General features: G+C 58.6%; 28 protein-coding genes. 15 read left to right on the top strand and 13 right to left on the bottom strand.

Annotation, left to right across the window (positions count from 1 at the left end):
- Nucleotides 1–13: 13 nt before the first annotated feature.
- Together RQ479_RS06385 and RQ479_RS06380 are read left to right on the top strand one after the other, a co-directional pair.
- Nucleotides 14–721, top strand: a complete 708-nt coding sequence (locus tag RQ479_RS06385) for a Bax inhibitor-1/YccA family protein (RefSeq protein WP_376704486.1) — start codon at nt 14–16, stop codon at nt 719–721.
- Between the two features lie 69 nt (nt 722–790).
- On the top strand, nt 791–949 hold the full coding sequence (locus tag RQ479_RS06380; protein ID WP_352466174.1) for a hypothetical protein: 159 nt from the start codon (nt 791–793) through the stop codon (nt 947–949).
- A 75-nt stretch (nt 950–1,024) separates the two neighbouring features.
- Here the strand turns inward: RQ479_RS06380 and RQ479_RS06375 are convergent, their stop codons facing one another.
- From RQ479_RS06375 to RQ479_RS06335, 9 genes are all read right to left on the bottom strand, one after another.
- Nucleotides 1,025–1,615: a hypothetical protein gene (locus RQ479_RS06375; protein ID WP_376704485.1), complete on the bottom strand. Its 591-nt coding sequence runs from the start codon at nt 1,613–1,615 to the stop codon at nt 1,025–1,027.
- 205 nt (nt 1,616–1,820) lie between these two features.
- Entirely contained in the window at nt 1,821–2,639 is an 819-nt protein-coding gene (locus RQ479_RS06370) for an MBL fold metallo-hydrolase (protein WP_352466176.1), read from the bottom strand.
- Between the two features lie 3 nt (nt 2,640–2,642).
- Nucleotides 2,643–3,437: a TatD family hydrolase gene (locus RQ479_RS06365; protein ID WP_352466177.1), complete on the bottom strand. Its 795-nt coding sequence runs from the start codon at nt 3,435–3,437 to the stop codon at nt 2,643–2,645.
- The gene (gene metG, locus RQ479_RS06360) at nt 3,437–4,990 is read right to left on the bottom strand and encodes a methionine--tRNA ligase (RefSeq protein ID WP_376704484.1); all 1,554 of its coding nucleotides are present in this window, start codon (nt 4,988–4,990) and stop codon (nt 3,437–3,439) included. Before metG ends, RQ479_RS06365 begins: the two co-directional genes overlap by 1 nt.
- A 154-nt stretch (nt 4,991–5,144) precedes the next feature.
- Complete coding sequence (locus RQ479_RS06355) at nt 5,145–6,200, bottom strand: DNA polymerase III subunit delta' (protein WP_376704483.1); 1,056 nt, start codon at nt 6,198–6,200, stop codon at nt 5,145–5,147.
- Complete coding sequence (gene tmk, locus RQ479_RS06350; RefSeq protein ID WP_376704482.1) at nt 6,197–6,871, bottom strand: dTMP kinase; 675 nt, start codon at nt 6,869–6,871, stop codon at nt 6,197–6,199. Before tmk ends, RQ479_RS06355 begins: the two co-directional genes overlap by 4 nt.
- Before the next feature lie 64 nt (nt 6,872–6,935).
- Nucleotides 6,936–8,066, bottom strand: coding sequence for a D-alanyl-D-alanine carboxypeptidase family protein (locus RQ479_RS06345; RefSeq protein ID WP_376705879.1), 1,131 nt, complete (start codon nt 8,064–8,066; stop codon nt 6,936–6,938).
- Nucleotides 8,067–8,197: 131 nt separating this feature from the next.
- Entirely contained in the window at nt 8,198–9,421 is a 1,224-nt protein-coding gene (locus tag RQ479_RS06340) for a septal ring lytic transglycosylase RlpA family protein (protein ID WP_376704481.1), read from the bottom strand.
- Nucleotides 9,422–9,693: 272 nt separating this feature from the next.
- The gene (locus RQ479_RS06335; protein WP_376704480.1) at nt 9,694–10,449 is read right to left on the bottom strand and encodes a hypothetical protein; all 756 of its coding nucleotides are present in this window, start codon (nt 10,447–10,449) and stop codon (nt 9,694–9,696) included.
- A gap of 735 nt (nt 10,450–11,184) precedes the next feature.
- Between RQ479_RS06335 and RQ479_RS06330 the strand changes: the two genes are divergently transcribed.
- Entirely contained in the window at nt 11,185–11,586 is a 402-nt protein-coding gene (locus RQ479_RS06330; RefSeq protein ID WP_376704479.1) for a hypothetical protein, read from the top strand.
- Between the two features lie 150 nt (nt 11,587–11,736).
- Here the strand turns inward: RQ479_RS06330 and RQ479_RS06325 are convergent, their stop codons facing one another.
- Nucleotides 11,737–12,081 carry a hypothetical protein gene (locus RQ479_RS06325; RefSeq protein WP_376704478.1) on the bottom strand — a complete coding sequence of 115 codons (345 nt, stop codon included), beginning with the start codon at nt 12,079–12,081 and terminating at the stop codon, nt 11,737–11,739.
- 702 nt (nt 12,082–12,783) lie between these two features.
- Between RQ479_RS06325 and RQ479_RS06320 the strand changes: the two genes are divergently transcribed.
- On the top strand, nt 12,784–13,257 hold the full coding sequence (locus tag RQ479_RS06320; RefSeq protein ID WP_376704477.1) for a hypothetical protein: 474 nt from the start codon (nt 12,784–12,786) through the stop codon (nt 13,255–13,257).
- Nucleotides 13,258–13,387: 130 nt separating this feature from the next.
- Here RQ479_RS06320 and RQ479_RS06315 read toward each other — a convergent pair whose 3' ends face one another.
- The gene (locus RQ479_RS06315) at nt 13,388–14,455 is read right to left on the bottom strand and encodes a lysozyme inhibitor LprI family protein (protein ID WP_376704476.1); all 1,068 of its coding nucleotides are present in this window, start codon (nt 14,453–14,455) and stop codon (nt 13,388–13,390) included.
- Between the two features lie 1,246 nt (nt 14,456–15,701).
- Between RQ479_RS06315 and RQ479_RS06310 the strand changes: the two genes are divergently transcribed.
- The 8 genes from RQ479_RS06310 to RQ479_RS06275 all read left to right on the top strand — a co-directional run bounded on the left by RQ479_RS06310 (nt 15,702) and on the right by RQ479_RS06275 (nt 22,569).
- Complete coding sequence (locus RQ479_RS06310; protein WP_376704475.1) at nt 15,702–16,028, top strand: hypothetical protein; 327 nt, start codon at nt 15,702–15,704, stop codon at nt 16,026–16,028.
- Entirely contained in the window at nt 15,985–17,478 is a 1,494-nt protein-coding gene (hxsB, locus tag RQ479_RS06305) for a His-Xaa-Ser system radical SAM maturase HxsB (protein ID WP_376704474.1), read from the top strand. The genes RQ479_RS06310 and hxsB overlap by 44 nt, the downstream gene beginning before the upstream one ends.
- A 1-nt stretch (nt 17,479) precedes the next feature.
- Nucleotides 17,480–18,643, top strand: coding sequence for a His-Xaa-Ser system radical SAM maturase HxsC (gene hxsC, locus RQ479_RS06300; protein ID WP_376704473.1), 1,164 nt, complete (start codon nt 17,480–17,482; stop codon nt 18,641–18,643).
- Nucleotides 18,644–18,652: 9 nt separating this feature from the next.
- Entirely contained in the window at nt 18,653–19,216 is a 564-nt protein-coding gene (locus tag RQ479_RS06295; RefSeq protein ID WP_376704472.1) for a class I SAM-dependent methyltransferase, read from the top strand.
- Nucleotides 19,217–19,278: 62 nt separating this feature from the next.
- Nucleotides 19,279–19,716, top strand: a complete 438-nt coding sequence (locus tag RQ479_RS06290) for a hypothetical protein (protein ID WP_376704471.1) — start codon at nt 19,279–19,281, stop codon at nt 19,714–19,716.
- A 759-nt stretch (nt 19,717–20,475) separates the two neighbouring features.
- The gene (locus tag RQ479_RS06285; protein WP_376704470.1) at nt 20,476–21,252 is read left to right on the top strand and encodes a hypothetical protein; all 777 of its coding nucleotides are present in this window, start codon (nt 20,476–20,478) and stop codon (nt 21,250–21,252) included.
- Entirely contained in the window at nt 21,252–21,605 is a 354-nt protein-coding gene (locus tag RQ479_RS06280) for a hypothetical protein (protein WP_376704469.1), read from the top strand. Before RQ479_RS06285 ends, RQ479_RS06280 begins: the two co-directional genes overlap by 1 nt.
- Complete coding sequence (locus RQ479_RS06275) at nt 21,574–22,569, top strand: hypothetical protein (RefSeq protein WP_376704468.1); 996 nt, start codon at nt 21,574–21,576, stop codon at nt 22,567–22,569. Before RQ479_RS06280 ends, RQ479_RS06275 begins: the two co-directional genes overlap by 32 nt.
- A gap of 314 nt (nt 22,570–22,883) precedes the next feature.
- Here the strand turns inward: RQ479_RS06275 and RQ479_RS06270 are convergent, their stop codons facing one another.
- Together RQ479_RS06270 and RQ479_RS06265 are read right to left on the bottom strand one after the other, a co-directional pair.
- Nucleotides 22,884–23,144, bottom strand: coding sequence for a hypothetical protein (locus RQ479_RS06270; RefSeq protein ID WP_376704467.1), 261 nt, complete (start codon nt 23,142–23,144; stop codon nt 22,884–22,886).
- Complete coding sequence (locus RQ479_RS06265) at nt 23,137–24,024, bottom strand: recombinase family protein (protein WP_376704466.1); 888 nt, start codon at nt 24,022–24,024, stop codon at nt 23,137–23,139. The genes RQ479_RS06270 and RQ479_RS06265 overlap by 8 nt, the downstream gene beginning before the upstream one ends.
- A 140-nt stretch (nt 24,025–24,164) precedes the next feature.
- On the opposite strand from RQ479_RS06265, the gene RQ479_RS06260 reads away from it, so the two are divergent.
- From RQ479_RS06260 to RQ479_RS06250, 3 genes are all read left to right on the top strand, one after another.
- Complete coding sequence (locus RQ479_RS06260) at nt 24,165–24,839, top strand: peroxiredoxin-like family protein (RefSeq protein WP_376704465.1); 675 nt, start codon at nt 24,165–24,167, stop codon at nt 24,837–24,839.
- A 423-nt stretch (nt 24,840–25,262) separates the two neighbouring features.
- Nucleotides 25,263–25,337, top strand: coding sequence for a hypothetical protein (locus RQ479_RS06255; protein ID WP_376705878.1), 75 nt, complete (start codon nt 25,263–25,265; stop codon nt 25,335–25,337).
- 675 nt (nt 25,338–26,012) lie between these two features.
- Entirely contained in the window at nt 26,013–26,222 is a 210-nt protein-coding gene (locus RQ479_RS06250; protein ID WP_376704464.1) for a hypothetical protein, read from the top strand.
- The last annotated feature ends 24 nt before the right edge of the window (nt 26,223–26,246 follow it).

Genomic DNA, 26,246 nt, shown 5'->3' with positions numbered 1-26,246 from the left:
GAAGGAGAACCACATGAACAATCTCGGATATATCGGGGCCGGAGCCCGAGCCGGAGCCGTCTACGACGAAGGCCTGCGCCGGCACATGCTGCGCGTCTATAACTATATGGGCCTTGGCCTCGTCGTTACGGGCGTGATCGCGTTCGTGGTGGCCTCCACGCCCGCCCTTTACGTGCCGATCTTCTCCACCCCGCTGAAATGGGTGGTGATGCTGGCCCCGCTGGCCTTTGTGCTCTTGTTCTCGTTTCGGATGCAGACGGTGTCGGCAGCCGGCGCCCAGGCGATGTTCTGGGCATTCTGCGCGGTTATGGGGCTGTCGCTGGCTTCCGTGTTTCTGGTCTTTACCGGCACCAGCGTCGCACGCACCTTCTTCATCGCCGCCACCATGTTCGGCGCGACCAGCCTTTACGGCTACACGACCAAACGCGACCTGACGCAGTTTTCGTCGTTCCTGATCATGGGCCTGATCGGCGTGGTGATCGCCAGCATCGTCAATATCTTCCTGGGCTCGACCGCGCTCCAATTCGCGATCTCTGTGATCGGCATCGCCGTCTTCATCGGCCTCACCGCCTGGGATACCCAGACTATCAAGGAGCAGTATGCGGAAAACTTCGGTGCGGAATCACAGCAGAAACTCGCTGTCTTCGGTGCATTCTCGCTCTATCTGAACTTCATCAACATCTTCCAACTGCTGTTGAATTTCACCGGCGAGCGCGAATAGCCGGCGTTGGACCAAGACCGGAGTTGGACATCATGGACAGAAACGATTGCCGGCGCCGCGCAGACCGCGATGGGCGTTGCGGGCGGCGTGCTGCTCGGCAACGCGATCGCCGGCATGTTTGGCGGCAGCGAAGCGAAGGCAGCCGAGACCCCGGCACCACAGCCAGACTCAGCGGGTTCCAACGAGCCTGGCGACAGCAGCGGAGACTTCGGCGACTTTGAATTGTGACAATGACACGGGGAATTGTGACAATACGGGCTGCCTTCAGACCGCGTGATGATCGCCGGTGATCGAAGCCGGCGGCTAATAGCCCAGGCGCTTCAGTTCAGCCTTGACCGCCGCGATCGTCTTGAAGCGGAAGTGCTTCGTTGTGCCGTCGCGCCAATGGCAGTCGCATGTGGCGTCGAACTTCCGGCTTGCTTTCAATTGAATCAGCGCCTTCTGGTCTGGCTTGGGGCCATCGAAGATGCGAACTTCGTAGAGCGTCCCTTCGACATCGTAGTGCATCTGAGCCCAGGAAAGTATCACGATCAGTTCCTTTGCCGGGTCGTGGTCGGCATTGGCGAGGCCGAGCGCTATGTCCGGTGTATCGCCTTCTTGTTCACCGATCGTGACCTGGATTGCGCGATATCTGTTGTCAGCTAGCCGTTGCAGCGCAACAAGGGGGCGTTCCGGATAGTCCTCAGCGGTCTGGTAATCGACGAAGAGTGTCTGGAGGCCGTTCCAGCTCACGGCTGTGGTGTGCGGATCAGCATTGTCGGCGAACCCAACAACACGTTTCGCGAAAGCCAGGTCGGCCTCGCCTGGAGCACGATCAAAGTCCTGCGCTCGCGCGTCAGGGAGCGCGCAGGCGAGGGTGAGGGCAAGACTTGCAAGCAGCGGGAGTGTCTTCATGATTCGCAACCCTAGCATGCCCGTTGCCCCCACAGCGCTGTTGCGAATGTCTAAGAGTGACCGGTCTGATCTCGCCGCCAACGAATGCTATAGGCTTCAGTCGCATAAGATAGATTATGGAACTGGCATGGCCGATTGGATGTGGCGTGAAGATAGCACCTCGCGAGATCCAACTCGGGAACCCAGGCCGTAAAAACTTGGTCCTTCACGCTGATTCGTAAGGGATTTCGATCGTCATGCCGTCATAGGCGGGCTCGACGTTGGCCGGCGTCTCGGCCATTACCGTGGCGTAGTCGAGCGGCACATGCATATGCGTCAGCACCGCGTTCTTCGGCGCCAGTCTTTCGATCCAGCCAAGCGCCTGGCCAAGCGACAGATGGCTCGGGTGGACGGTGTATTGCAGCGCGTCGATGACGAGCATGTCCAGCCCGCGCAAACGCTTGGCGGTCGCCTCCGGAAAGTCGCTGATGTCAGGGCAATAAGCCAGCCCGCCGATGCGGAAACCCAGCGAGGTGATGTCGCCATGGAGCTGCAGCAGCGGTTCGAGGGTGAGGGCGCCGCCCTCGCCTTCGATCACCACCGGCCTGTCGTGGTCGATGATATGGGCGTTGACGATCGGCGGATACGAACTGCCTTTCGGTGTTTCGAAACAGTAGCGGAACGCCTCGCGTAAGCGCAGCATGGTGGCTCGATCGGCATGGATATCGATCCGGTGGCGCTGCTCGAGCACGAAGCCGCGCAAATCGTCGATGCCGTGGATATGGTCGGCATGCGGATGTGTATAGACCACCGCATCGATGCGCTTGACCGATGCCAACAGCATCTGCTCGCGGAAATCCGGGCCGGTGTCGATGACGACCGTGGTCCGGGCGCCATTCGCCGCGATCCGCTCGACAAGCGCTGCGGTGCGCGTGCGCCGGTTCCGGGGATTCGCGGGATCGCAATTGCCCCAGTCGCCGGTGATGCGTGGCGTGCCCGGCGATGAGCCGCAGCCGAGGACGGTAAGACGCAGCCGGGCGCTCATGCGTCAGAGGCCCGGCGCGCTCGGGCGCGGCATTTTCCTGAACAGCCGGAAAAAATTATCCGTGGTGATATCAGCGATCTCGGCCTCGCGGACGCCGACCGTCTCGGCCAGTATCTTTGCTGTATGCGCAACATAGGCAGGCTCGTTGCGTTTGCCGCGGAACGGTATCGGCGCCAGATATGGCGCATCGGTTTCGACCAGCAGACGGTCGCGCGGCACATCGGCGGCGACGGCGCGCAGCTCGGCGGAGTTCTTGAAGGTCAGGATACCGGAAAACGAAACGTAGCCGCCGAGCGCCACACCGATCTCGGCCAGCCTGCGTCCGGACGAAAAACAGTGCAGGATGAAAGGGAAGGCGCCCTTCCCTGTTTCTTCTTCGAGGATATCAGCCATGTCGTCGTCGGCGTCGCGCGAATGGATGACCAGCGGCAAACCGGTCACGCGCGCCGCGGCGATGTGTGTGCGAAATCCCTGTGCCTGTGCATCGCGCGGCGCATGATCGTAGAAATAATCGAGCCCGGCCTCGCCGATCGCCACCACTTTTCGATGAGCGGACAGCCGCACCAGGTCATCGACAGTCACATCAAGCTCTTCGGCCGCATTGTGCGGATGGGTGCCGACCGAGCAATAGACCTCATCGAAAGTCTCGGCAATCTCAAGCACTTGGCTAAATCGCTTCACCCTCGTCGAGATCGTCACCATTCGGCCGATGCCGGCCGTAAGGGCGCGGGCGACGATGGCCGCGCGCTCTTCGGCGAAATCCGGAAAGTCGAGATGGCAGTGACTGTCGACCAGCATCAGGCGCTTGTATCCGTTTGCTCGACATAGCGTGGAAATACCGGTTCCGGCGCCGGCAGCGCCGTGCCGGATACCAGCGCATGACCTTCCGCGACATGCTCGAAATTACGGCTGCCGGCCGGCACCGCCAAAAGGTCGAGCAGCTTTGCCGCCGACTGCGGAATGAAGGGCTGGCACAGCAACCCGACACGCCGGATCACCTCAGCGGTCGTCCACAGCACCGTTTCCATGCGCGCCGGATCGGTCTTCTTCAGCGCCCATGGCTCCTGCCCGGCGAAATAGCGGTTGGCTTCGGCCACCACGCCAAAGATCGCCGCCAGAGCAAGGTGGATGCCCTGGTCGGCCATCGTCCTGCGCGCCGTGACAAGGGCGGCATCGGCCTGATCGAGGATCGCCTTGTCGGAGTCGCTCAATTCGCCACGTTTCGGCACCACGCCGCCGCAGTTTTTGGCAATCATCGACAGCGAGCGCTGCGCCAGATTGCCGAGATCGTTGGCGAGGTCGGCATTGGTGCGGTTGACGATGGCATCATGGCTGTAGCTGCCGTCCTGGCCGAACGGCACTTCGCGTAGGAAGAAATAGCGCACCTGGTCGAGGCCGTAGTGCTCGATCATGGCGAACGGGTCGATGACGTTGCCGACCGATTTCGACATTTTCTCGCCGCGGTTAAACAAAAAACCATGCGCGAACACGCGCTTCGGCAATTCGATGCCAGCCGACATGAGGAAAGCCGGCCAGTAGACCGCGTGGAAGCGGATGATGTCCTTGCCGATGACGTGGACGTTCGCCGGCCAGAAAGACCATCTCTCATTGGCCGGATCCGGATAACCGGCGGCGGTGATGTAGTTGGTTAGGGCATCGACCCAGACATACATCACATGCTTCTCATCGCCGGGCACCGGCACGCCCCATTTGAATGTGGTGCGCGAGATCGACAGATCCTTCAGGCCGGATTTGACAAAGCTGATGATCTCATTGCGCCGCTCCGCCGGTCCGACGAATTCGGGGCTGTTCTCATAGAGCGCGAACAGTCTGTCCTGATAGGCGGAAAGGCGGAAGAAATAGCTCTCTTCCTCGGTCCATTCGACAGGCGAGCCGAGCGGTTCGCGGCGCACGCCGTCGTCACCGACCTTGGTTTCGGCCTCGTCGAAATAGGCTTCCTGCCGCACCGAATACCAGCCGCTGTAGCGGTCGAGGTAGATGTCGCCATTCTCAGCCATGCGCGTCCAGATCGCCTGGCAGGCCTTGTAATGACGCTCTTCGGTGGTGCGGATGAAAACGTCGTTCGAGCAACCGGTCGCTTCGAGCATCGAACGGAAGATCGCCGAGTTGCGATCGGCAAGCGCTTTCGGCGTCAGGCCTTCGGCGTCCGCCGTCTGCTGCATCTTCAAACCGTGCTCGTCGGTTCCCGAGACGAAGAAGACGTCCTTGCCGTCGAGCCGCTGGAAGCGGGCCAGCGTGTCGCTGGCGATGACATTGTAGGCATGGCCGATATGCGGCTTGCCGTTCGGATAGAAAATCGGCGTCGTGACGTAGTATTTTTCGCGTGCCATGGATGAGCCGTCATGAATGTCTGAATGAAAGATGTCGCGGTGAGATATCGCATCGAAACGGCAATTGCCATCCGACGCCAATGTGGTGGCTTCGAAGTTCCTGCGATTGATTGGGATCAATACTCAGGGGCTTCAAAAGCCACGCCAGCGGCCGTCACATTCGCATTGCAGAATTCAGGCGGTCTATCATGGTCAGGGCGTGCTGCTTTTTGTCGAGATTGTAGGTCTCGGTTTCAGATATAGCGTTCAAAGCCTCGTGCCAAGTATCCGACAGCGTTTTGGCCCGCGCGAGATCGCCGGCCAGCGCGGCCTGGCTGGCGCCGGCCGACAGCAGATCAAGCGCGCGGCGATTGAAGATCTCGAACTGGATTGCCTGGTCGCGCCCGGCGACCGCCTCCGCAAGACGGTAGGCGCCGGCGACATCTACCTTTTTGGCCATCACCAGGGCGTCGAGGGTGGCGGCGATTTCAAGCCCGCCATACTGCGTCAACAGGATCGCATTGCGCGCGCTGCCCCCTGCCCGCTCCGCCAGCGCCGCGCGCGCCGCAGGATCCTCGGGTGGCGGCGGCTCGATGCCCTCCAGAACTGTCATCAAGCTCTCGGCATCGAGCGGCGCCAACCGCACCATCTGGCAGCGCGACCGGATCGTCGGCAGCAGACTGCCCGGCGCATGGACGATGAGGATGAACAAGGTGCGCGCCGGTGGCTCTTCAAGATTCTTCAGCAAGGCATTGGCAGCATTGGTGTTCATGTCGTCGGCGGGATCGACGATAACCACCCGGTAGCTGCCGTCGTGCGAGGTCAGCGACAGAAAACGGCTGACCTTGCGGATTTCGTCGACGGTGACCACTGTCTTGAAACTCTTGGTCTTGTCGTTCGCGGGGCGTGTAAGATGCAGCACCGAAGGATGTGCCCCGGTGGCGATCTGGCGAAACAGCGACGAAGCCGGATCTGGAACGGCGAGGCTTTCCGGCGCCTGCTCGAAGGCCGGGTGCTTCAACAGATGATGCGCCAGGTGAAAGGCCAGCGTCGCCTTGCCGATGCCAACCGGTCCGGCAAAGATCAGTGCGTGCGGCAGCTTTCCCGAGCGGTAAGCGGTGGCGAGCATGTTGGCCACCTGCAGGTGACCGACAAGACGCGGCGTCTCGGATGGCTCGGGCACCCCGTCCAGCGTATCGTGCTGTTCGGGCGCGATGCGTTCGAAAATCACGCCGGTGCCGCCTGCCTGCTTTGCGCCGGCATCATCCTCTCGAGAGCCGCGAAGACGGTGGCGATAACGACATCCTCCACCGTGTCCGGGTCGGCTGATGCATCCACGACGACGCAGCGTTCGGGTTCAGCCGCGGCGATCGTCAGAAACGCCTCGCGGCGGCGTTGGTGGATGGCCAATGTTTCCTTCTCGAAGCGGTCCGGGCCGTCACTGCTGCCCCGTCGGGCGGTAGCGCGCCTCAGGCCTTCGGCGGGGTCGATGTCGAAGATCAGCGTCATGTCCGGCACCATGCCGTTGATGGCGACCTGCTCCAACGCGTCCATGAATGCTGGGTCGAGGCCGCCAGTGACGCCCTGGTAGACGCGCGAGGAGTCCATGAAGCGGTCGCAAAGCACGACTGAGCCGCGCTCGACTGCCGGCCGGATGACCTGTTCGACATGGTCGGAACGCGCGGCGGCGAAAAGCAGCGCTTCCATCTTGGGGCCGAACGGCTCGGCTGCGCCTGAAAGCAGGACATGCCTGACCGCCTCCGCGCCCGGCGAGCCACCCGGCTCACGCGTCACCAACACATCGTATTTCTTGGCGCGCATCTTCCTTGCCAGCCGCTCGATCTGCGTCGACTTGCCTGCTCCTTCGCCGCCTTCAAAAGTGATGAAAAATCCGCGCGCCAAAGCCTTTGTCCATACTTCGGGGACCGTATAGTCCCCGCGGGAAAAAAGGTCCACCGCGACGGTGCTAACGCAGCCAGCCGACGGCCAGTTCCTTGGCGGCATCGAGCGCGCGCTGCGGCAGCGAACCGACACCGATCGACTCGGCGGCAAACAGCGGCGTCTCCTGGCTCAGCGTATCGCCGATCCAGACGCGCAGCGCACCCACCGGCTGCCCCTCCTCCACCGGCGCTGCAACCGGTCCGTCATAGACGATTCTGGCGGTGAGCTTGTCGCGGTTGGTGATCGGCAGGAAGATCTGCACCGGTCCTTTTGCCTTTAACGCGACACCGGACTTGGCGCCGCCAAAGACCTGGGCTTCGCCAACCACTTCGTCGTTGGCGAATATTTCAGTCTTCTCGAAGGAGCGAACGCCCCAGTCGAGCAGTTTTCGCGCTTCCTCAGCACGCTCTCGGTCGTTTGCCAGGCCGCTCATCGCCGCGATCACCCTTGTGCCATTATGGCTGACCGAGCCGACGATGCCGAAGCCGGATTGCTCGCTGGCGCCGACCGCGAGCCCGTCGGCGCCTATATCCATGGCCAGCAGCGGATTGCGGTTCCTCTGGGAAATCTTGTTCCAGGTAAAATCCTTCTGGCGGTAATAGCGGTAGAGATCCGGGTAGTTGCGCCAGATATGCAGGGCCAGAAGCGCGAGTTCGCGAACGTTCGTTTGCTGCCCATCAGCCGGCAGACCGGTGGCATTGACGAAGGTCGATTTCTGCAAGCCGATCTGGCGGGCACGCTCGGTCATCTGCGCCGCGAAGTTCGCCTCGGACCCGGCCATCCCTTCAGCGATGACGATACAGCCGTCATTGGCCGCCTGCACGGTCACGCCCTGGATCAGGTCTTCCAGCCGGATCGTCGACTTGAGCTTGGCGAACATGGTCGATGTCCCCGAAGGAGCGCCGCCTTTGCGCCAGGCGTTCTCGCTGACCACGAAGGTGTCGTCGAGCGTCATGCGCCGTGATTTGATGGCGTCGAAGACCACTTCCATCGTCATCAGCTTGGCCAGCGAGGCCGGCGGGATCAACCTGTCGGCGTCCTTCGAAAACAGCACGGTTCCGGTTTCGGCATCGATCATGAAGGCCTGCGCGGCCTTGGTCTCGAAAAGCTGTGCTGAGGCCGGCGCAAGCGAGAGCAGCAGCAGGCCGAGCGCCATAAGCCCGGTGAAAGGGTGAAAAAATTTCATCAGGTTCGACCAGTCAGCCGGCGCTTTTGCAAGTTGGCAGAAGCTATCAGGCTTTTGCCTGGCGGATCAATTGCGCACGAAAAAACCCAGGCAGCCCGAGGTCAGTTGCGTACAGCAAGCGCATCCGGCGCACCATGCGACCACGCGGCCTGCAGCATCTCGTCCAGGCTGCCGCGGCCGTCGGCATAGAGGTTGACCGAGTACCAGTCCTTGCCGTCAAGTTCCGAGCGCTGGATCTCGGTCTTGCCGAAGCTGGAAAGCTGGGCAGCCACACGCTCCGCTTCGGCGGCATTCTCGAACGAACCCGCCGCGACATAGGCTGTAGGCGACCCGGCTGGAGGAGCTTGCCGCTTCCACGATTGAAGAAGCTCGGCGGGCGACATGCCGGCGCCATCCAGCCCGGCAAACGCGTTGGAGGCGCGCTGCACGCGCTCGTCGGCGTAAGACAGCGACGCCATGGTGAATGGCGATTGCGCCGGCAAGTTGATCTCCGGACGCTCCGGCACGATCGGGCCGAAATCGGGCAGTACAATGTCTCCCGAAACAGATGCTTGCACCGCCATGACAGGCCCTGCATCGGATCCCTGCCCGGAATTCGTCAGCTGACCGGGGAACGGCACGGCAGCAGCGCTCACCGGCAGGCTTGGCGACGGCCCATTCATCGCGACCATGACACCGCTGGGCAGGCCGTCCGACGGATCCGGCGCCCTGTTGCCTGGACGATACGAAGCCATAAGATACTGCCCGTCATTGCCTTCGAGCGGCGCACGGCCGACATATTCGACCTTCACCTCGGCCGTACCGATATTGGCATAATCGAGCATTTCAGCAGCGCGCTTCGACACATCGATGATGCGTCCATCATGGTAGGGTCCGCGATCGTTGACGCGCACGATCACCGAGCTGCCGGTCTTCACGTTGGTGACACGCGCATAACTCGGCAGCGGCATGGTCGGATGCGCCGCCGTCAGATCTGCCATGTCGTAGACTTCGCCGTTGGCAGTCAACCGGCCGTGGAACGCCTCACCGTACCAGGACGCGAGACCAACCTTGGCGTAGCGCTTGTCTTCCTTCGGATAATACCACTTGCCGCGCACCTGATAGGGCTTGCCGAGCTGGTCGCGTCCGCGAGACGTCTTGAACATGACGCGAGGGCTGGCTTTCACGCCATATTCGGCTTCGGAAAAATATTCCTTGGAGCGAGGTTTCTTGTTGACCATCGCCTTTTGCTGCGGCCCGGCACATGCCGCAAGAAAGGCTGCCGACAAGGCAAACAGCGCGAAAGCGGAAGCGCGACGAAGACGCGGGCGCGCCGTGGTCTGCATATTTTGATTGTCCCCTATAGCATCGACGAAGGCACCGCAGCATAAACGTCAGCGGTGCCAAAGCACCCACTCCAGAAACGCCGGCGACGCCCTACCCCAATCCTTTTGTGCGCAGGAATTGTTTATCACCGTATTAACCGATTGTGGTCGGAACCGGGCGAGATTGTGGCGCGGACCGTCTCGCCGATCGGCATGAAAATCATTGCTGATCGATCAGCAACGCCGTTCGTGGCGCGCTTTGCCCCTGGCGTGGCCTGGCTGCGAGCGCAGATTCAGGGACCGAAGATCACAAGCTCGGTGAACGTCAGATCTCCAGGTGCGGGTGGTCTGGGACCCTTGAAATATTTCAGCCCCTTATTGGGGCGGTACCACCCCAACAAACCTGGAATCGGCTCCTTGGCGTCGACAAAGCAAGCCAGGATTCCGCTTCGCAAGAGAAAGCGCCCCATCGCACCGGCGCAGCGGCTCAAATCCGCGAGCGAGCGGCAATAGATGATCTGATGGCATCGGACAAGACCGTGCAACATTCGGCGCGGCATCAACACCAGGGGGAACGCTGCTCCGTCGCAAATGCAGATCAACGACAGGCAGCCCAGCGCGGCGTGTTCCGAGAGTATGTATCTCTCACTCTCGGGCAGCATCGCCAATTCCGGAAGATCGGGACGCATTTCGAGCACGCGACATGACCGCTGCGCCGAACTTAAAGCCGGCAAGAAGGTAAATTGTCCACTGGAGAAGAGCCGAAAGCCGAGCGCCCGGTTGGCTTTCAATGTCGCTTGTGCCGGCGAAATGTTCGTGTAGGTCACGTCCTTCCGCTTGAGAACCGCCGCAACCAACATGGCACCATAGGGACGGAATTCGGCATCGACTGACCAGCTTGAAAGATTGCAGCGGATTTCCTCGCTCTCCGACCCCTGGTAGCGAGCATAAAGGGTGAGCACAACGCCGACGATCCGACCGGCATGCTCCAAAGCAAAGCCATATTGTGGGAACTCGGCAATCGCAGGCCGCTGCGACAAACGGGTCAAAGCGTGGATCCAGTAACTCCGGTTACGCGCCGGAAAGCCTCTGCACAGGCAATCGACCACTCCCTCCCAGTCGGTTTCGCGGATTGGTCTACAGCGGAGACCGGGCGGGAGAGCGCCAAGTACGGCCAAAATCAACTCCAGAATACGATTTACTTAGATGTGCCTAATGCGCTCAACATATCAGCGCTCAACGATTAATAGTCCGTGCGGGTTTTAAAAACGATTTTCCACACTCAGCACAAACACAGCCATGACGCTGCTCACCGCCCTGGATCGCGCCGAAAGGTGCGGCCGCCACGGTTGACTTGGCGTTGAATGCGGCTTTAGAGGAATGAAGCGCGAACCGGTCGGGGAACGTCCTGGTGCCAATCCGGTACCGATTGCTCGAACCCGCTCCTCTCGCGATATCCTAAGTGATTGAAAAATCACCTTGGAGGGATGGCCGAGCGGTTTAAGGCACCGGTCTTGAAATTCGCTTGCATTGATCCCGAGCCGTCCCGCAGCATCCCTGCAAAGCCTTCTCCGTCAACGGTTCGAACGCTCGGAAGCGCCGTTTGTGACACGTCGTCCCGCCCGATACCGTAGCGTTGAGTTGCAAAAAGCGTAGCAGTCTGTTCTCAGGCTGTTCCCGCTCGCGGTTTCTGGGAATTCCTGCGAGTATCGGCGAGTCCATGCGACATGGGAACGCGACATGGGGGCGGCGACCGTCCATTTGTTCCTTGGGAGTGGGTTTAGATGAAGATGCTCGCCTTGGGGGTTTTTCTCTTTGCTATCCCGGCTGTGGCTACCGGTGCCGATGATCCGGTCTTTCAAGCATATCTCGCGTCGCTTTTTACCGTGCCAGGAAAGGCTCAGGAAGAGTTCCAATCCATCGCCACCACCAGTCCGTTGCTGACGTCTTATGCGCTAGCGCTGTTCACGAAAAATCGATGCGAGACGCCAGACCCCTCGCCTGGTTTGGAGGCGGCAGCCGGCGGTACACCAGCTTTCTATACGGAAGCCGGTAAGCGAGTGTTTGCGGTAGCTGGTGTCGTAGCTACAATGAAGTTTCCCAGTCTCGAGGATGAGAAGAAATTCTGCGCCTCGGCTCAGGCACTGATCGACACCGCCGAGAAATACGTGGTCGACCATAAATGAGGGTCATCGGGAAGCAATGACACCAGGGAAAAGGTCAGCTATGCTGACGCGGTGGCGGACCTGATTCCGCTTGGCCGGCACCTATTCCAAGCCCTCCCAACGCCCCGATGGGTGCCGGCCATCTCCCTCTCCATGAGATCTCCCAGTCGATCAAGCGTCGAGAAGTGCATTTATGTCGGCGACAACTTTTGAGGACGTGATCTCACTGGCCTCGTCGTCCGTGTTCCAGCGACGCCGCACCCGAACCTTGACGAGCAGGCCCTCCATGCTCTTTGCACGGATCCTCATGACACGGCTGAAGGCACGGGCCGTCGCCGCGGCCTTTATGGCCTCCTTCTTTTCGGCCCTGCGGATGCGGGACATGAGCCGGTCTAGCTCCTCTTCGATCTCCGCTGTCTTGGCGGTCGCCGCGCGCCGCCGATCGTCGGCCAGGTTGAACTCGGCCTCGAGCCGCAGCAGCTTTCCGTCCAGGTGACGCTTGGAGTTCTTGCCCATCACGTCGCCTCCTGCCCGCCAGCCGCTGCGAGGCGGCTGATATCCGCGGCGATCGCTACGGTGTTTACCGGCAGCGCGAAAATCCGATCCCCGACCCTCCAGATTTCGTCGACGCGCGCACTGAAGGCCTCCTCGAGGGCATCTATCTTGAATTTTCGGCTTGGTTCCTCTTTATCCGCGACATATTCGTCGTAGGCGGCCTGTCGCCTGGCAATCTCTTCCTCTTTGGCCCGCTCCCAAGCTTCATATGCGGCAGGATAATGCAGGCAGTACAGGCCGCGCTTGAGGCCGCAGGGGTGATGTTCATTGCCTCGAACGGCAATGGCCCGGGCGTTCGGCTGAGAGATCGGCCGACAGGCTGACTATCAGGAACACCAATTATCACTAGGCAATAGGGAGGGGTTTCCATGTCCGCTTTGAGCATCGCCCCGGCATCGAACGCGCTGCCGGCCCTGTCCAACCTCACAGACGAGGCAATCGACTATGGCCGCGCTGCGCTGTCACGGAACACCATGCGAGCCTATAAGAGCGATTGGGCGGCCTTTCAGGATTGCCGCTCGAGGCCGCACCTCCCTGCCCGCTTCTCCTGCCACAGTGGCGAACTTCGCATCCACCCTGGCCGACGCCGGCACGGGAGTGCCCTTCTATCGACTCCGATCACTACCTGTGCTTGTATTCAATCGCCTTCGGGAGGGGCTTGAAATGGGCAGGGGAAGAATAGTCGCGGCTTTGGCCGCAGCGCTGGCGATGGCCGGCTGTCAGACATCGGCAAACTCGCATTGGGAACAGATCGGCTACGGTCCGACCTATGAGTATGCGAATGCACAATGCTCGATCATGTCGTCATCAACCCAGCAAGGTATAGTTGCTTGGGGAACGCCCAGCTACGTGGCAGGCGCCCAACTCGGCAATGCCTTGGGTAATGCGATCCGACAGGCCGAGTTCATGAAGAACTGCATGGTCATGCAGGGATGGAAGCAGGTTCCGAACGCTAAGCCAGCGGTTGCAAAAGCCCTTGCCGCACCTGGTTTCAGACCAAATCCTGAAATCTCGCCGAACATGATGGCTTGGTCGTCGGCCAACAATAAGTGCCTGGCCGGCGACAAAGACGCTTGCAACAGGAAGGTGATTCTTGCGGCAAAGCTGAAGGCGTTGGGAGTCGACATTGGGGTGTAATCGCTAAGTCGTAGATGCGGGAAGTCTTCTCCCCATAAAGGCCGTGACGACCTTGGGCGCGGCTCGCCAAGAACCGCAATTGGAGCGGGTCCCCCCTTAAAGCGGCGTTCCTAGGCTCTCTCACTTGGGCTCAGAACGTAATTCGGTCAATGTTCTTGCGAATGAACACGGTTAGGTCGAGAGCCGAGCGAAGGCCGGTCAGACTATCTGTATGGTCGACTGGGTAGTCATATGGCCATTTCACGAACCGCGTGGTGACGTTTTGACCGCTTGCAAGTGCAGTGACAAAATCGCCGCCTACACATCCGCTGGTGTCCGTTTCTACAGGCGATTGCTTGTCGACCCGAATTGCTCCAGTTCGGCCTGGGAAATCATGGCCCAGAAGGCAAATTCGTGGTTTGTCCGATGATCCAAAAAAAATAAACAGCTTGGCTTCGAAGGATGTCACATTGCAACGTCTCACGTCGTCCATAGGGTCGACATTGCACGAGATGCTCCAGCCAGACATGAGTGGATCGGACTGTTCTCCTACGTGACCACTTCCGTCAGTGTAAAATGAATAGAAAAAACCGTCGGGAGTTAGGCCCTCACGATGGGGGCCTATCTTAAGGATGCCGTCATCAGAACCGGAAACCACTCGTTCGTTCGGTTGAAATGCCAATGCCAATCGAGAAGGCTCCTGCCGTGACGTAGACCTGTTTGGACGCGTCCCTTGGGCGGCATACTTCGATCCGAACTGGCCTAGAGCCCACTGCTGACTTAGAGCAATGCAATCTGTGTCGGAACCGCACGCACGGCGCCTAGCCAAGAATTTTCTAGCAATAGCCAACGCCTGTTGCCGATTGGTTTTCCGCAGCGTGTCGAATGCTTGGGTGGTCTCCAAATCTGTGCTGGCTAACGAGGGATCCGAGCAAATGGTGCGCTCATCATCGTGCAACGCCTTTCGACAATCGAAGCTCGGGCTGCCGGCATAGGCGCAAGTGAAAGTTGCCGCAGCGAAGGCAAATACAAATGACGCAAACCCCCAAACTCGCATCCGTACAGCCCTCCCCGCCCCTTGAGCTCTAATTTCGCGCGATTGCAAAGAGTTGATCCGATCGTAAGTGGAGTCAATCGATTGAGTCTTGCCGCAGAGCCCGTTGTCATCCTTCCGATGAAGGTCGCCAATTCGGTCAAGCTCGCTTTCGTCATTAGCCACAATGATAGTCGCGCACGATCCGGGTCGAAATGCCCCCCAGTGTGACACTCGTCAGTTGCGCGAACCCCGCGACCGAAGGATCTGCGCGCTGAGCATCGATTAGACACGGCATCTCGGCTACCGGATCAAAGGTTTTCGGGCAGCTTGTCGCTCCACGTGCGGATCAACACGCCTGTCTCGTGCTGCATTTCGGAAGCGAGACAAGTCGTGCCGTTTGTGGTCATTGTCCTATTCTCAACACCACTTTGCGCCCATCGGAAAGGGTTCCCGTTCCTGTGCCAGTTGGGGGTTGTCTGCTGGTCAGCGAGAACACGAATCGGGTTGAGAATTGTCCGCAAACCATCCTTCCTTCTCCGTGCGAAAAGGTAAGGCTGACAGTAGTCGTCCCTCGGCATTCGACCCCGGTATTGGTCTGTCCGCGGATAGTTCCGCGCCGTGTAATACTGTTGACGAAAGCCGTCCCGGAAAAAAAGAGCGCCCCATCAACAGTATGACCGGAGACTGGTGCGGTGATGGTGAGTGGATTTTGCGCCTGCGCATAGCCGCCAGCGTCTGCGACACCACAGGCAATCAACATAGTCGCCAAGATTCCCCGGAAAGTACGGTGCATTTGGACAGTTCCTTTGAGACCGCTGCAAGGCAGTTCGCGAGGGGTTTGGTATCTCCGCGCTATCCCAGAATGCTAATGACATAGGCGCGCCAACAAATTCGCAGCGCGCATCCCAAGCCCGAAATCGGCAAAGGAATGCTCGCTACCATCGAGCGAAAAAGTACACTCCGCAAGAAATAAAAAACTGTTGGTCCTAGGCTAAACAACTGACTTTGCTATCGGAAACCGCTGTCGTGAATGGCCGCCGCGGTTATAGTCAAGAGAATGCTAACCCTTTTTAGTTGAAGCCGCTCAGAATCACTTGCGATCCGCGCGAGGGTGCTTTAAGTCCAGATACCTTGGGATGGGTGGGAGGCTTAAATGTCAAAGCGCAGTTTTCTGTCGCCGGTTGCTCTGTCGGCTTCAATAATCTTGGGCACGCCACAGGTACAGGCGGCGGTTTCAATAGATTCCCCTGCATCACTTACGAATGCCACGGAAACCGGCGCGTCGCCTCGCAATGACGGGTTCGGAGTGGTCCTTGACCGTTCGAGCGGCAGCGAAGTCAGGATGGCATATCATTCTAGCCATTCCAGCCATTCGTCGCACGCCAGCCACGCTTCCCACTGTTCCGGCTACAGCTATTGCTAAGTGCAAATGCTCGCCGAAGCCGTGGCGACGGCCAACTCCGCAGAACTCCGATTCGATCTGAAGGTCTTCACGTTGGATTGCGTGAAGCGTGCCGCCTATAGAGTAACCGGCGGTTCGTCAGTGGATATTGCTATCGAGGACGGCTTCGCCAAGTGCGTGCTTCACTTCAGCAAGCCCGTCTCGGGTGAGCAGGCTGATCGCGCGATTGAAGCGCTTCGACTTGAAGTCCTAGACCAGGACCTGCGCGGGGTGGTGGCCGACGAAACAGCCTCCGTCAGAAACGCAGTGCTTGCCTTGGCATTTTCTAAATCCGGCCTTCAATCCGTTGACTAAGTTCGCTCCACCTGCCGCGTTTCGAAAACCTGTCGAAGCCACGTATCAACTGGCCTTCTTTCGCTTTTCACCGCTGGATGGCGACCGTTACGTGCTCAGCAATCAGGCGGGAGAATATCTGGTTCTGCCACGATCGATATTGTCGTCGTTCATTCGACACAAGCTGTCGAGCGCCGACCCCTACTACTCGCGCCTTCGGCACCGACACTTTCTCTTCGACGCCTCATCGAACCTCGGCAAGGCTCTGCTGGCCAACAAGGTTCGAACCAAAGCAAAGCGGTTAGAGAACTTCACCTCTCTTCATATCATGGTGGTCTCTCTTCGCTGCGAGCATTCCTGTCCATACTGTCAAGTTTCGAGGCAGAGCGAGGACCGCTCCGCGTTCGACATGACCGAGGACACCGCTGCAAAGGCCGTGGCGTTGGTTTTTCGCTCGCCGAGCCCTTCCATTAAGATCGAGTTTCAAGGGGGCGAGCCATTACTGAACTTTGAGTTGATCCGTTACGTCGTAGGACGGGCGGAACAGATCAACTTATCGGAGCAAAGGGACCTGCAGTTCGTAATCACGACAAACCTCGCCGTCGTCGATGACGCGATTCTCGAGTTCTGCAGCTTACACGACATTCTCATTTCAACGTCATTGGACGGACCTGCTGACCTTCACAACTCAAACCGCCCACGCCCTGGCAGGAACAGCTACGAATTAGCCGTTGCCGGAATCGAGAAGGCGAGGAAGGTACTCGGGCACGAACGGGTTAGCGCCCTCATGACGACGACCAAAACGAGCCTCTCTATGGGCCGTCAGATTATCGATGAATACGTACGGCTGCAATTTCCGGGCATATTTCTTCGACCCCTGTCGCCATACGGCTTCGCTGTCAAAACCAAATCGTATGCGGCTTATGATGTCGACCGATGGTTGGATTTCTACTTCGATGGCCTGGAATACATTATCGATCTGAACCGGAGAGGTTTGCCTTTCAAGGAGCTATACGCGTCAACCATTCTGACAAAAATGCTCACCCCATTTGAGCCAGGGTATGTGGATTTGATGAGCCCAGCCGGAATCGGGATTTCGGCGGTCGTGTACAATTACGATGGCGATGTGTACGCCTCCGACGAGGCTCGAATGCTAGCCGAGATGGGCGACAAGACGTTCCGTATCGGCAACGTCCATGACAACAGCTACCATGAGATCTTCGCGTCAGACGCACTACTTGACCCGATAGAGCAATCTTTTGCTGGCTCTGCCCCGATGTGCTCGGAGTGCGCCTTTGAGCCCTATTGCGGGTCCGATCCCGTCTTTCACATGGCCACACAGCGTGACTTCGTAGGGCTGAAGACAAGGTCCGCCTTCTGTCATCGGAATATGACGATTTTCAAGAGGCTCATCAGCCTGATGGAAGACAGCCCAATGGTCCGCGAGTTGTTCTTACAGTGGGCGAACTAAGATGCTCCAGCTCAGCGGCTTCGCCAAGACAGACAACCTAACGGCGAGCCTTAGGCCCGTTATACTCCGGCTGATCGGCGCAGATAAGGCGGGGCGGCATATCGCCTCTGAGCACGACGCTTGCCTCTTCAGAGGCGGCAGCCCAATAGAAGGTTTCGAATGGGTTGTCACCTTCGAAGCTCACAAGGCGGAAGCTGCGCACATTGCTGGCGACAAACACCTTATCGTTCTGCCGGACCATTTTGGCTATCTTGGCGATGGAGACGTAATAAGGTTCGTTCCCGGCCGGAACGCGATCCGGGTGCTCTTCCGGGTGACGGCTAGCGCGAACTATTTCTTGTTAACGGAGCGCTGCAATCACTACTGCCTTATGTGCTCGCAGCCCCCAAAAGACATAGATGATAGCTGGCTCGCTGTAGAGATGCAGCAACTGCTGCCGCTTCTGCCGGCCAGCACGCCATTTCTGGGCCTGACCGGGGGCGAACCAACTCTGCTTGGGGAAGATTTTTTTGATCTCTTGTCCGCAGTCAAAACGCTGCTCCCGGATACGGCGGTCCACATTCTGTCTAACGGTCGGGCCTTCCAAGATTTCGAGTTTGCGTCGCGCTATGCAAGGCTAGATCACAGACAGCTGTCGCTGGGCATTCCTCTTTATTCCATCGATCCTGAGGTCCACGACTATGTCGTTCAATCCAGGGGCGCTTTTGACGAGACCGTTAAGGGCGTTTTGAACCTGGGAGCTCTTGGACAGAAGGTCGAAATACGTGTTGTCGTGCATAAACAGACATGCCAAGGGCTGCTGGAGCTCTCGGAGTTTATCTTCAGAAACTTGACGTTCGTTGACCACGTCACGTTCATGGGATTGGAGATTACCGGATTCACCCGCGCAAACATGGACAAGCTCTGGATCGACCCTTTCGAGTACCGGGAGGAGCTTCGGTCCGCAGTTCAGTTTCTGGCGGCGGCCAAGATGAATGTCTCAGTGTACAATCATCAGCTGTGCGTGATTGATCCGTCGATTCATCGGTATGCTAGGCAATCTATTAGCGACTGGAAAAACGAGTACCTCGACGAATGCTCCAACTGCAGCCGCCGCGGCGAATGTGGAGGCTTCTTCTCCTCAAGCAAGCTCGCGCATAGTGCCCACATTGCGGCGTTCCCGTAGAGCCACCTGGTGCCAGAACAACTTGATCGCCGCGCCCGATTCCCCACCGAGCTAGATCTGTCGCCATACGTCCGAAGCTGCCTCAGATGCTTGCCAAAGGCGTGCGGGCTCGATGTGCTAGATGTCCCATCCGGATTTGGTAGGCATTCATTGTTCTTAGCCGCCCAGGGGAATCGGGTCGTGGCGGCTGATATAGATCAACATAGACTCGACCAGTCGATGGCAAGCTGGCGGACCCTGATGCCACGCCAAGGGAACTTGCAGTCAGTCTTGGTCGACGCCGAACAGTCTTTGCCATTCTCCCGGGAGGCGTTCGATCTCGTGCTGGTTGTCCATTACGTTTCCGACAAGATCATTGAGGGGGTCTGCCCTCTAATTCGCACAGGTGGTTTTCTCATATACGAGACGTTCGGAGCACACGGTCTAAATTGGGAAAATCTTCCGATTGCGGGGCAAACTGCAAAACGAGCTTCTGGATTTGAGGTGTTGGATCTGAGAGAGAAACCAGTTCGCACTGCAGCCGGGGAGATAGTTACAGTCAAGATGCTGGCGCGAAAATTACGGGCTGCATAAGGCGACGAACCGGACGCGCGTTAACCACCTTCACGGCGTGCAGGGATGCCGCAGCTCTCATTTTGACCGGCGATCTCCATACCAGCCATCCATGCCAAGGTGTCCGCGACGGCTGGTGGGATGCGAACGGGAACCCTTCATCTCCGAGGACGAGGAAGGCCGAGACAGATACCGAAATCGACTCACATTACAGCCTCACCGCGAAACAAAGGCCACACGAATTGAGAACCATAACGAAACTCGCAATCCTTGGTGGCGTCGCCATTATTTGGGCGATCAGCAAGAATCCGCAACCAGGTCATGAGAGCGCCGCGACACAGATCAACGCTACGACAGAGGCCTTTCGGCTGGTCCGTGCTATTGGCAACGACGAGTATGTTATCGGCAAAGGCATGAGTTTGAACGACTGCCGGAATCGCAAAAGCGATTATGTGGCCGTCAACGAGATCGTGACTGGCCTCGGCGGCTCGGTGACATGCCAGCCGGAAAGTTACTACTGATGAGCGCGCGGGTGAAATCCCTGCTCGGCCTCGCAGCGCTCGCAGGCCAAGGCTATCGTCGGGCAATTGAAGCTCAGCCACCGACGCTACTGCGGTGAACGCAAGAAGGGTACGGCGGGTGATTTCGGGCATGCCTCATATCCTTGCTGTCCGATCATGCCAGCACACCATAGCATCGGCGCAACGGTTCGGAGAGGTGCTCTGGAACGCGAACCCGTTGTCTGCTGACAAAATGCATCCCCTCCGCAGTTTCTCTCTCACCTACGGCTGGCCGGTGGCCTTGAAAACCGAAAACACGCAGCGTGGTGGGGGCCCACAAGCCACCCTGCCCCCCGCCTTCGGGCAAACCACCCGGGGGGGTCGACCGGTCGCCCGGCGGCGGCCATGTCACACGCTGGCGCTCTGGTCAAACTCATCAGCTGGCCGTGGCCAATGGTCGAGATTGGTGGATAGTGTTGAAAAAGTCCGGCGCACAGCAAAACACTGCGCGAAATCCGGCTATTCGAACACGCGATCTGGATGACCCGATTTGGCGAGAAAATAGGATGATCTGGTGTTGCTTGCGAAGCGAGGGGCAGACACTCGTTCTGTACTGATTAAATTGATTATCGAAACATTTGGCCAACGTTAACACACTGCTGCATTCCGAACACGGATTTCGCTTTATTTACCCCACCCGACAGGCTAGGAGGCGAAGGGGGATGTGAGGAAACTCGTTAAGATCAGGGCGAGAACTCTGGGCTACTTAAAGGGGGAGAGATGACGACACTCAGCGACGTGGACATTGCTACGGAAATCCAGGCGCGGCGGCTAATTCAGAATGCCGATCCCAGTCGCCTCGCAGGAGCTTGCTACGAACTGCGGATGGGCAACGCATATTATGACCTAACCGAGGGCGGAAAACGGTTCGCTCTCATGCCGGGTCAGATGGTTCTGATCAAGCCGGGACACCGCGTTGTGCTCATTACCGCCGAAGAGCTCGATGTGCCCTCCGATATTCTGGTGCGCGTCGTAAGCAAGGGCTCGTTGTTTAGCGTCGGGTTAAGTCCGGTTGCCACCTACGCCGATCCTGGCTTCGGCGGAAATTTGGGAATCGTGACCCAAAATATCAGCGACAAATATGTTGAACTGCCGCAGGGCGAACCGATTGCAAAGGCAGACTTTACTCGACTTACGAGCCCTGCCGCACGTCTCTACCAGGGGCAGCACGGGTTCCAGGCCGGGATCTGGCCCATCAAAACGCACCTGCAAAAAGAACATGACGACGTGGCGAATGACCCTCGGGTGCGCTCCGAAAAAGAGGAAGCATTTGCGCTTCTGCCTGTGGCAACGCGAACAGTGATCCGCCGCATTGAACAGACTCAGTTTTGGACGAATTTCGGGCTCGCTCTGGCAATCGTCATTAACTCGGCATCGCTATTCTTGGTCGGCAGCAAGCTGATGGATAACTTCTACGGGGTCGTCGGGAACCTGGTAGCAAGCGCTATCATTGGCCTCGCTACAGTATTCGCCAACCTATCCCGAAGGAGTGCATAATGGAGCTCTCTGTTCTCATAAAAAAACAAATTGATGCTGACGAGCATCGAGGTTTCCCGGTGATCTTCGGAACCGACGCTGAAAGGCACGATCAGCTCATGCGGGACTTAGTCGGCCTCGTCGGTGAGGTGGGCGAGTTCGCCGATCTTTTGAAAAAGGTTGGTCTAGCGTTCTCAACCCCAGGCTATGTCGGACCTAGTCTCGCCGAGGCCGCGCCGCGCCTTCGCTCCGAGCTAGCCGACGTTGCGATTTACCTATTTCGACTATCTACAATCCTTGGAGGTGATCTTGAGCAAGATCTCCTTCAGAAGATGAAAATCAATGACGAGCGATATCGTTACCTTGAGCAATAGGCTCGTCTTCCTTCTCGGTGTGAATACCGGCTTTGTCACGGAAGGCGCGCCGGACAGTCGCTTCCTAGATTTTTACAGAAGCCGGAGCTCGCCGAAACTGCACTGCGCGATTGTCGGCAATGTCGTCACACCAGGCGGTTTTGGTAGCAATGCCGTCACGCCAACCCTTACGACCGAACCGGTTTGGGCCGATCTCGTCACCGCAATCCGGGCAGGCGGGTCGCTGCCGGGCATTCAGCTCGCGACCGCATGGGACGGCTATACCGGCTCTCGGAAATTTGTAGCAGCTGAGCCACGCGAGTTCATTCCTCGGGCGCGTCATCTGGTCGAACATATGGGATCAGAGGACGTCGCTGCGGTCCTCAACTCTTTTGATCTGGCAGCAAACGTCGCCACGCAGCATGGGTTCGGCCATATCCAAATTCACGCTGCCCACGGCTATCTGCTCAATCTGCTAGTCGACTATCGCATCAATCGCGGCGCGACCAGCGTACTTGACAGGCTGGCACTACTCTCTGAGCGATTGAGGCATAACGGTGTCCAAACCTCGATCCGCATTTCGCTGAAAACCGGCGATCCGGATTTCGACAGCGCTGGTGCAGCCGACTTCCAGGATACCATCGCCCAGCTTCCATTTGACTTCGTCGATCTCTCCTCCGGCTTCTACAATATCGACAAACGACTTATCTACCCGGCGCGGCCTGAGATCGTCGCCGCGCGGCTCCAAGAAAGTGTCGCCGTCGGATTGCGGTACCCAAGGCGTTCTTTCATTCTTTCTGGACGCGCCTTTAATCACGACTGGGCCGGGATTCCGTCAAATATGCATCCCGGCGTTTGCCGAGACCTTATTGCCAACCCTAGATTCCTGCAGGAACCGGATAACGGCTGCCGGAACCATAGCAAGTGCCATTATTACTCCCGCGGTGGCGATCATCTGACGTGCGCCAGATGGGCTGAGGACTAATTCAGTGGGTTTACGCCTCCTCCACGCGGTCGTTATCGATCTGGTCCACAGGCTCTTAGTGCCGAGTGTTGTTCTCACTACAATGCAAAACGCGGTTTGCGGATCATCCAGTGAAGACTCGCCAAATGGCCAAATGGCAGCTTTTCGCGCGCGACATTCAATTGCCAGTCCGTGGACAAAAGTCGCCTTTGGTAGTCCTGACGAGGATGTCGATCGGGCGCGCCGTCAAGGGGCCCACAAGCCGCCCCCGCCCCCGCTACCGACAAACTCCGGCAGGGTAGGTACCGGAAGCACGATGGTAGATTGCGAGTGCGTTATGATCGACGCAGGTCGATAACTTTGAAATCCGCTTCCAAGCCGTCCCCTTCGGCCGAGATAGCGAATGGGCTCACCATTACCTTGGATTGATCATAGAGGTCGACAAACAGCCGCTTTGCTGCCTCGAGGTCGGGCGCGGAATGCTCCTCATCGTTAACCTCAACCGCCCAGTCGCCATAGGGCGTGCACCAAGTTTGGCCAACCTGGATGCCGCCAAGCTTGGTGTCGACGAAATAGTGACCGCAATGTTTATCCAAAGCTGCAGAGCCCGCCCGTGAACTCGGCAGCCACTGGGTCAAGAGGCGAAGACAATGATCTTGCCTGGCCCCTGAGTGGCTTGGCACGCATACTACTTGTGGATGCCAGCATTCTCGAGACTGCAGTCGGTGTGTACTGCGTTCCAGCACTCGACAGATACCCCGCCTGCGCCAGTGCCTTCGCGACCTCAGCGAGCGTACGCCGCCGGCCATTGACCGGATAGCGGTGAAGCTTCTTTGCCAGCTCAATCAGTTTGGGTCCGCCATCGATCTCGGCATAATTCCGGCGCCCGCCCACTTTCTTGCCGGTCTCCCGGCGCTTGCGCTCACGGGCTCCGCGAAGCTTTTCGACCAGCATCGCCTTCTCAAACTCCGAGACCGCGCCAAGCACTTGGCGGATCAGGTTCGCCGTCGGGGTGTTGCCGACAAAACTGTCGGGACTGTCGACAGCTATCAGCTCGATCCCACGTGATTTCAGCATCTCGTAGCCGGTCTCCTGAACGATCAGATCGCGGGCGAAGCGGGAGGCGGTCTCGACCAGGATGGTGCGCACTCCATTTGACAGGAGCCGCTCGAGCATTGCGGAAAAACCGGGGCGCGCTGTGACCGCATCGGCACCGCTCACCGCTGCATCGTAATAGCTCTCGATGATTTCATAGCCAGTTGAACGGGCAAATGCCTCAATGGCCTCGCCCTGGCGCCGCTCGCTGTCTTTGTCGGCGCCAACGTTGGCTGCGGACGAGGTACGAAGATAAGCCACAGCCTGCGTCAAAGCCTTACTATTCATAGCTTGCCGCCCATACGCGATATCGTTTGCTTCAGCATTTGACAAATATTGGCGCGAAAATGGCCGGAAATCAAGCTCGGAAAGTGCCGACACTAAGATGGCGCCCCATCGTCCGCCATCTCTGTGTTACAGTGCAATTTCAACACGCACAGGAAGTATGTGCCGAACACGGGCTGGACCCGGAAGTACCGCCGCGCTTCCGTTACTGAATTGACCCGCGAGGAGGATCAAGCATGTCTGACCGCACCGACGTAGGCCCTCTGCAACTGGGCGAAACGGCGCCCAATTTCGTGCTCGACGCGATTACCCGCGAGGGCACAATCGCTATCGACGATTTCCGTGGCGAGAAACCAGTGTTGGTTGGGCTGTATCGAGGTCTCCATTGTCCTTTTTGCAGGCGTCATATCGCGACGATTTCGCAGCTCACCTCAGCCCTCAACGAGAAGGGCATCGAAAGCCTGACAGTGGTCAACACGCCCATCGAGCGGGCGCGCCTCTATCTGCGGTACCATCCGATGCTCGGCCTGCTCGCGGCATCCGATCCGGAGCGGACTTCACACCGCGCCTTTGGATTGCCGAATATGCAGATCACCGAAGACGAGAGCGCATGGCCGCAAAAGGTTTCGATGAGCGATGCGAAGTCGATGCGGGTCGACTTGCCGGGCGAGATGCCGGAGCCAATGGACCCGTTTGCGGCGCTCGAATATCTGAACAAGAAGGACAGCTACGATATCACGGAAGCGGATCAACAGATGATGGCCACCGGCATGGGGCAGCTCGTCGGCCAGTTCCTGCTCGACCGCGACGGTGTCGTTCGCTGGACCTCCACAGAGGTTCTCGATGGCGGCCTGTTCGGCGCTCCGAATATGCAGGAGCTAATGTCGGCAGCGTCGCACATTGGTCAGTAGCGGCGCAGGACATCGGCTGCATGGATAGCAGGTGTTATGCAAACCGTTAGTTCGAGCCGGGGTCGACGCGCTTCGGCGCGAAGATCGAATTGATCCTTAATACTACGGTAGTATCATCGAACCCTTACAACCGGGGGGTTGGATGGGCGTTGCAAGGATCGATCCAGTGTTGGAGGAGGCAATTAATGCGGTCCTCACCAGGGCTGACCGAGAGGACACCATATCGATATCTGGCGCACTACGCCGGGTTCGGGAGGCGGCACCTCATTTGGTCGCGACAGACCAAGAAATAAGGGACGCCATAGTCGAAGTTGCCGATGCCCTTCGGCTGCCAGTAGCGGACAATGACACGTAGTATCTACTGGCATTCCCGACGGCTCAGAAATCCATCTGACCAAAAAGGGACCCAAGTGGAAGAAGGCTGTGCAGCTCTGCACAGAGGCATTGGCGGGCCGAGCGTCACCAGAAGAGGCACGTATGGCCCTTCGAGGCTGCTAAGGAGGAGGGATGCTACGGCCCTCTGTTTAGGGCTCGGTGCGCCCGATGTTCGGTCCCGCCTCCACATCGTGTCGCGTGCCCCTCATGGGAACATCGCCCAGGACGGATGAGCATCGCGTGCCGCAGCCTTCCGACTGATCCTTCGCGGCAATCGCCGTCACGACTAAACCGAATGCAAGCGAAATGGCGAGGGCGACACCCATTGGGAGATGATGCATGCCTGCCCGCCTACCGAGCGCTTCGAAGACGGTCGATGAACGTTTGGAGACAGTCCCATCACGGCCTCAAACATGCCTAACGAACCGTTGCGCGGCGTCAGGAAGGCTATTGCAGAGCCGGGGGACTGGCTACCCACAGAAGCAGTGCAACGCCGATCCCGTAGGGAACCAGAACGACCGCCAGCGCTACCCAAAAGCCGGGGTCCGCCAACATCGCCATTTCACTGCGAAGCTCTTCCATCGCGTGTTTCCAAGGAGGGTGTGTTTTCAGCCTTCCGCCGCTGCTCCCGTAGCCGAGCCGTCTTTGCGTCTGGGGCCGCGCGCTCAATATCGATTAATGACCGTGCAGCATCTGTCGTGCGCTGCTCTCTCTCATCTCTTTGCGTCCAAGTAGCCAAGCGTCGCTCCCTAAAGTGCATGCCGCCGACCTGGCGGCACGGTGCTGCTTGATCGAACCATGGTCGCAGGCGAGTATTCCATCAAAGCAGCAAAAAAGCCCGCCGCACCTTTCGGCACGGCGGGCGATCATGTGGGAAGGCGTGATGGCTACGGCTGTTCAGACTTCAATGGATCGAGCGGCGCCGGGGCCGGAGTGATGGTAAAAACTGCCGACGGCGCGGAAACGACGATCGGTTTCCTCAACTTGTGCCAGAGATTGCACACATAAGAAAAGCGGGCATTGTAGCGCGCT

Origin of the sequence: Mesorhizobium sp. ISC25 (assembly GCF_042295465.1) — a bacterium.
In the GTDB taxonomy this organism is placed as follows: Bacteria; Pseudomonadota; Alphaproteobacteria; order Rhizobiales; family Rhizobiaceae; genus Mesorhizobium.
This window is presented reverse-complemented; position numbering and strand designations above follow the sequence as displayed.